Here is a 6,063-nt window from a genome sequence, read left to right on the forward strand (position 1 = left end):
GGGGTCTGCTGTGTTACCACTTTATTGGGTACAGCCTGCAAAACTGTGGGAGAGAGCCTGCTCGCGAAGGCGTTCGTCCAGTCAGCTCATCTGCGGCTGACATTCCGCTTTCGCGAGCAGGCTCGCTCCCACAGGGGATCTGGTGTGTGACGACCTGTCTGGGTACACCATTCAAAACTGTGGGAGCGAGCCTGCTCGCGAAGGCGTCTGGCAAGGCGCCGTGATTATCGACTTAACGCCCGAGCCAGGAACGGCGCAGTCTTGCTCTTCTTGCTGGTGGCGACTTTCTGCGGTGTGCCGGCGGCGACGATGCTGCCGCCCTGACCGCCCGCTCCAGGGCCGATGTCGATCACCCAGTCGCTCTGCGCGACGACACGCATCTCGTGTTCGACCACAATCACCGTGTGCCCCGCCGTCACCAGCGTATCGAGCTGTTCCAGCAAGCGATCGACATCCCTCGGGTGCAATCCCGTGGTCGGCTCATCCAGCACATACAAGGTCGCGCTACGCTGGTTGCGCTGCAATTCGGTTGCCAGTTTGATCCGCTGCGCCTCACCGCCGGAGAGCTCCGTGGCCGGTTGCCCCAGACGCAGATAACCCAGACCAATATCGCGCAGCACCTCCAGCGAACGACGAATCCCTGGCTGCTCGGCAAACACGGACACCGCCTCATCGACAGTCAGTTGCAGCACCTGAGCGATGCTCAAGCCCTGCCAGAGAATCGCCAATGTCTGCGGGTTGTAGCGCGCGCCGTGGCAGGTCGGGCACGGCGCATACACACTGGGCATGAACAGCAATTCAACACTGACAAAACCTTCGCCCTCACACGTGGCGCAACGGCCCTTGGCGACGTTGAAGGAAAACTGCCCGGCGTCATAGCCCGCCGCTTGTGCCTCGGGAGTCGCGGCGAACAGCTTGCGCACGTTGTCGAACAGCCCGGTGTAGGTCGCCAGATTGGAGCGCGGCGTGCGTCCGATGGGTTTCTGATCAACCTGCACCAGGCGTTTGATCGACTCCAGACCGGCGCTGATCTGCCCGGTGCTGGGCGGCGGCGTGTCATCTTCCAGGCTCGGTTCTTCCGACTCGGCCTCGGCCATTGGACGGCCCAACTGCGCGCCGACCAGTTCCAGCAAGGCCTGACTGACCAGACTCGATTTGCCAGAACCCGATACGCCGGTCACCGAGGTGAAACAGCCCAAGGGAAATTCGGCGCTGAGATTATTCAGATTGTTGCGCGTGACGCCGTCGAGCTTCAGCCACCCGCTCGGCTTGCGTGCGGCGCGCTCAGGGCGCTGGTTTTCCGCGAACAGATAAGCGCGGGTCTGCGAGTCTGCAATATCAGCAAGTCCCGCAGGCGGACCGCTGTACAACACGCGCCCGCCCTTTTCGCCCGCTGCCGGGCCGACGTCGATCAGCCAGTCGGCCCGGCGCATGGTTTCGACATCGTGTTCGACCACAAATAGCGTGTTGCCGTCGGCCTTCAAGCGCTGCAACGCCTCGAACAACGCCTCGCCATCCGCCGGATGCAGACCGGCAGACGGTTCGTCCAGCACATAAATCACTCCGAACAGCTGCGAACCCAATTGCGTGGCCAGGCGCAAACGCTGCAACTCGCCAGACGACAGCGTCGGTGTACTGCGTTCCAGCGCCAGATACCCCAGGCCGAGATCGGTCAGGGTGCTGACCCGCTCCAGCAAATCCTCAGCAATGCGTTGCGCCGCCAAGCGTTTTTCCAGCGATAGGTTCGGCGTGTGGCGCACGTCCGGTGCGCTGGCATGACCACTCGCGCCATGGGCGACACGCTGCTGACGCGCCTCGCGGGTTTGCGCATGGCTGAGGGTGTCGCCGCTCTCCTCGGCCTGTTCCAGATAATTCGCCGCTGCCACCGGTCTCAGCACTTCGGCCACTTGCAGCAACGGCATCTGCGACAGCTCGCCAATGTCGTAGCCGGCAAAGGTCACCGAAAGAGCCTCGCGCTTGAGCCGCTTGCCCTCGCACAATGGGCAAGGGCTGCCGCGCATGAACTGCGAAACACGCTTCTTCATCAGCGCACTTTGCGAGTGAGTGAAGGTGTGCAGGATGTAGCGCCGGGCGCCGGTGAAGGTGCCCTGATAACTCGGTTCCATTTTGCGTTTGAGCGCGACGCGGGTTTCTTCCGGGGTCAGCCCGGCGTACACCGGCACCGTCGGCGTCTCTTCAGTGAAGAGAATCCAGTCGCGCTGCTTTTTCGGCAGTTTCTTCCAGGGAATATCGACATCAATGCCCATGGTCACCAGGATGTCGCGCAGGTTCTGCCCCTGCCACGCCAAGGGCCAGGACGCCACGGCGCGCTGGCGGATGGTCAGGTTCGGGTCCGGCACCATCAGCGCTTCGGTCACTTCATAGACGCGACCAAGTCCATGACACTCCGGGCAGGCGCCCTGCGGCGTGTTCGGTGAAAAGTCTTCGGCATACAACATCGGCTGCCCCGGCGGGTAACTGCCGGCGCGGGAATAGAGCATGCGGATCAGGCTCGACAACGTCGTCACGCTGCCCACCGACGAACGCGCGCTCGGCGTGCCGCGCTGCTGTTGCAAAGCGACGGCGGGCGGCAGTCCTTCGATGGAATCGACATCCGGCACGCCGACCTGATCGATCAGCCGCCGCGCGTACGGCGCCACCGATTCGAAATAACGCCGCTGGGCCTCCGCGTACAGCGTGGAAAACGCCAGCGACGACTTGCCCGAACCGGAGACGCCGGTGAACACCACCAGCGCATCGCGTGGAATATCGACATCAACGTTCTTCAGGTTATGTTCGCGGGCGCCGCGCACACGAACCATGCCGGCGGGTGCTTTGGAATTGCGCTTGGAAATCATCGGCCTGCCTTGATTGAAAAACTGGGCAGCGCTCGGCATCAGGTGCCGAGCACCTCGCAAATCATCTGCAGTAACGCTTGCGGGCTGTAGGGTTTGCCGAGCAGATGCGTATCGGGGCTGAGCTGGTGGTCGCGGGAAATGATGTCGCGGGTATGCCCGGAAGTGAACAGCACCGGCACTGGCGGCGTCTGCACCTTGGCCCAAGCAGCGAGATCGGAGCTCTTGATCAGGCCGGGCATGACCACGTCGGTAAAGATCAGATCGATCTCGATGCCTTCCAGCAACATCTGCATGGCCACGTCGCCATTGCACGCGGTCATCACCCGATAGCCTTCCTCGCGCAGCAACTCCACCGCCGAAGCGCGCACCGCGTCATTGTCTTCCACCACCAGAATGGTTTCGTGGCCGCCGCTCTTGCGTTCGCCGACACTGGCGGTCTCTTCGCGAACCGGACGCAGACTGCGCGGGAAATACAACTGCACCCGCGTGCCTTCGCCGAGCTTGCTGTCGATCTCGACGTGGCCGCCACTCTGTTTGACGAAGCCGAACACCATGCTCAGACCGAGCCCGGTGCCCTGGCCGTCGGCCTTGGTGGTGAAAAACGGTTCGAAGACCTGTTCCAGCATTTGTGGGGCAATACCCACGCCGGTGTCGGTGACCGCCACGCGAACGTACTCACCGGCCGCGATGCCCTTGCCGGCGCAATATTCGCTGTCCAGACAGACATTGGCGGCACTGAGGCCGATGACGCCCTCGCCCTTCATCGCGTCGCGGGCGTTGATCGCCAGATTGAGAATCGCGTTTTCCAGTTGGTTACGGTCGACGTTGATATGCCACGGCTGCGGCGGCAACTGCACGTCGATCTGAATGGTTTCGCCCAAGGCGCGTTGCAGCAACTCGCCAACGCCTTCGAAAATCTGTTCTGGGTTGCACACGGCCGGTGACAGCGGTTGCCGGCGGGCAAATGCGAGCAATTGCGAAGACAGTTTGGCCCCGCGCTCGACCGCCGCCAGCGAAGCCCCGACCCGGCGCTGCACGTTGGCATTATTTGGCTCATGCCGAGCGAGCAAATGCAGGTTGCCGGCGATGACTTGCAGCAGATTGTTGAAGTCATGGGCAACGCCACCGGTCAGGCCGCCAATGGCTTCGAGTTTCTGCGACTGGCGAAGCTGTTCCTCGGCCGCCAGTCGCGCATCCACTTCGGCGGCCACGCGCTGTTCGAGGTTGCGGGTGAATTTGAGCAGCGACTCTTCAGCATTCTTGCGCTCATGAATATCGATCAGCACGCCGGGGAAGCGAAACGGCCTTCCGTCTTCATCGAACTCGCAGGCACCACTGGCCAGCACCCACAGATATTGGCCATCGCCGCGCTGTATACGGTACTCGGCGTTGTAGGGCTCGCCAGTGCGCACACAATGGGCGACCCGCTCCTGGACCCATGGGTGGTCGTCGGGATGAATGCGCGATTCGGCGATCTCTTGTTGCAGATCGCTCAGGTCCTGATCCGGCGGGTAGGAAAAGGTGCGGGCGAAACGTTCGTCAGCGGAGAAGCGATTGTTCTTGATGTCCCAGACAAACGAGCCCAGCAGTGCGCCGGCATTCAGCGCCAGACGCACGCGCTCGTTGTCGGCGCGATAGGCATCTTCGGCCGCCTGGCGCAGGCGCTCGGAATGCACCAGCTCGGTGGTTTCGACCACCATCGCCATGACGCCGCCGGGCACGCCTTCGTCGTTGGCCACCGGGCTGTAATACAAATCCATCCAGACGTCTTCGGGCACGCCGTCGCGCAGCAGTACCAACTCTTTGTTGCGATAGGACAAGGTGCCACCGGCCAGGCAGGTGTCAACGACGTGGCGGTTGAATTCGGCGACTTCCGGCCAGCCCAGCTCAACCGGGACGCCAAGCAGATAGGGGTGGCGGCCGCCGGCGAATTCGGAATAAGCGTCGTTGTAGATCATGTAGCCGGCGTGGCCCCACAGCATCACCATGGGCAACGGCGAAGCCAGCATCAGTTGCACGGTGTTGCACAGGCTGGCCGGCCATTCGGCGAGCGCGCCAAGTTCCGTGTGGCTCCAGTCGAACGCACGGATGCGCTCGGCCATTTCGCCTTTCCAGCCTTCACAGCCGTGGCTTTCGGATAAAAACTGCATCGCCTGACTCAGTGTCCTTTTTTGCGGTTTTCCGATCTATCGCAACGCTACAACGACGCGACGCCCGTGTGTTTCGAGGCTGTGAAAACGCATTGGTTTCATCGCAGGTATAGCCGATTTGCGACGCAGAGCCATTCAGACGCCAATCAAGTGCTTGAGTGGGTGATAGCCGGTTTTCATTTTTGCCGCGACGTCGAGGATCGCCTTCTCGATTCCGTTGAGGTGCGTACAGGTCAGTTCGATCGCGGCGCTCTGATCGCCGGCTTCGATGTACTCGAGCAAACGCAGGTGTTCATCGTCGCGGCAGGCTTGATGACTGTCATCATCGAGCGCGGCGGCATACAGCGAAGCCCGCGAGATCAGCTTCTGGAACCAGTCGAGCAGTACCGGATTGTTCAGGCTGCGCGCCAGTTTGAGGTGGAACTCGCCGAGCAGATGGATGAGTCGTTCATGGTCGCCGGCAGCATGCGCGGCATCTTCCAGTAACAAGTGCTCACGCAGATCCTGCATGGCAACGCTGTCTCTACGCCGGCACAGTTCGGTGACGATGCCGATCTCGATCAGCCGCCGGGTTTCGAACAACGAACGCAGCTCTGCGTCACTGGGCAGCGACACCGATGCACCTTTGTTGGGCTCAGTGGTGACCAGACCATCGGCTTCCAATTGCTTGAGCGCAGCCCGCACCGAGGTGCGGCTGACATTGAACAGCTCGGCCAGCGAGGCCTCGCCCAGCTTCATGCCCGGGCGCAACGAACGCTTGCTGATCGCCGCATAAACCCCTTGGTAGACGCGATCGACCGTGGTTTCCAGCTTCTTTTCGCTCATTCGAACACTCCTTTGGCGTCGGGCAATTCATCCTGGCAGTGGCTCGCCATGGAGTTGATCGGGTTCCCGTACCGGTGTGAAGCGCAGAATATCTGCCTTCAGCCCAAAGGTGCAGCCTTTTGATTTATCTCGATTTTGAATAGACAGCCAAAACCTGTGGGAGCGAGCCTGCTCGCGAAGGCGGCGGCACATTCAACATCTTCATCGCCTGACACTGCGCTTTCGCGAGC

The 6,063-nt window shown here is 61.7% G+C and carries 3 protein-coding genes; all 3 read right to left on the reverse strand.

Translation table 11 applies throughout. The features are described from left to right. Positions 1 to 224: 224 nt before the first annotated feature. Complete coding sequence (locus V8J63_RS04135) at positions 225 to 2,858, reverse strand: excinuclease ABC subunit UvrA (protein WP_336463620.1); 2,634 nt, start codon at positions 2,856 to 2,858, stop codon at positions 225 to 227. A 38-nt stretch (positions 2,859 to 2,896) separates the two neighbouring features. Next, complete coding sequence (locus V8J63_RS04140; RefSeq protein ID WP_336463621.1) at positions 2,897 to 5,008, reverse strand: ATP-binding protein; 2,112 nt, start codon at positions 5,006 to 5,008, stop codon at positions 2,897 to 2,899. A gap of 135 nt (positions 5,009 to 5,143) precedes the next feature. Then, positions 5,144 to 5,833: a GntR family transcriptional regulator gene (locus V8J63_RS04145; RefSeq protein ID WP_122707997.1), complete on the reverse strand. Its 690-nt coding sequence runs from the start codon at positions 5,831 to 5,833 to the stop codon at positions 5,144 to 5,146. Between the last annotated feature and the right edge of the window lie 230 nt (positions 5,834 to 6,063).

It is taken from the genome of Pseudomonas sp. CCNWLW23, from assembly GCF_037095675.1.
GTDB lineage: Bacteria > Pseudomonadota > Gammaproteobacteria > Pseudomonadales > Pseudomonadaceae > Aquipseudomonas > Aquipseudomonas atacamensis.

Excerpts from the sequence above, each read along its gene's own strand:
- V8J63_RS04135 (WP_336463620.1), bottom strand. The coding sequence starts at position 2,858 with ATGATTTCCAAGCGCAATTCCAAAGCACCCGCCGGCATGGTTCGTGTG.
- V8J63_RS04140 (WP_336463621.1), bottom strand. The coding sequence starts at position 5,008 with ATGCAGTTTTTATCCGAAAGCCACGGCTGTGAAGGCTGGAAAGGCGAA.
- V8J63_RS04145 (WP_122707997.1), bottom strand. The coding sequence starts at position 5,833 with ATGAGCGAAAAGAAGCTGGAAACCACGGTCGATCGCGTCTACCAAGGG.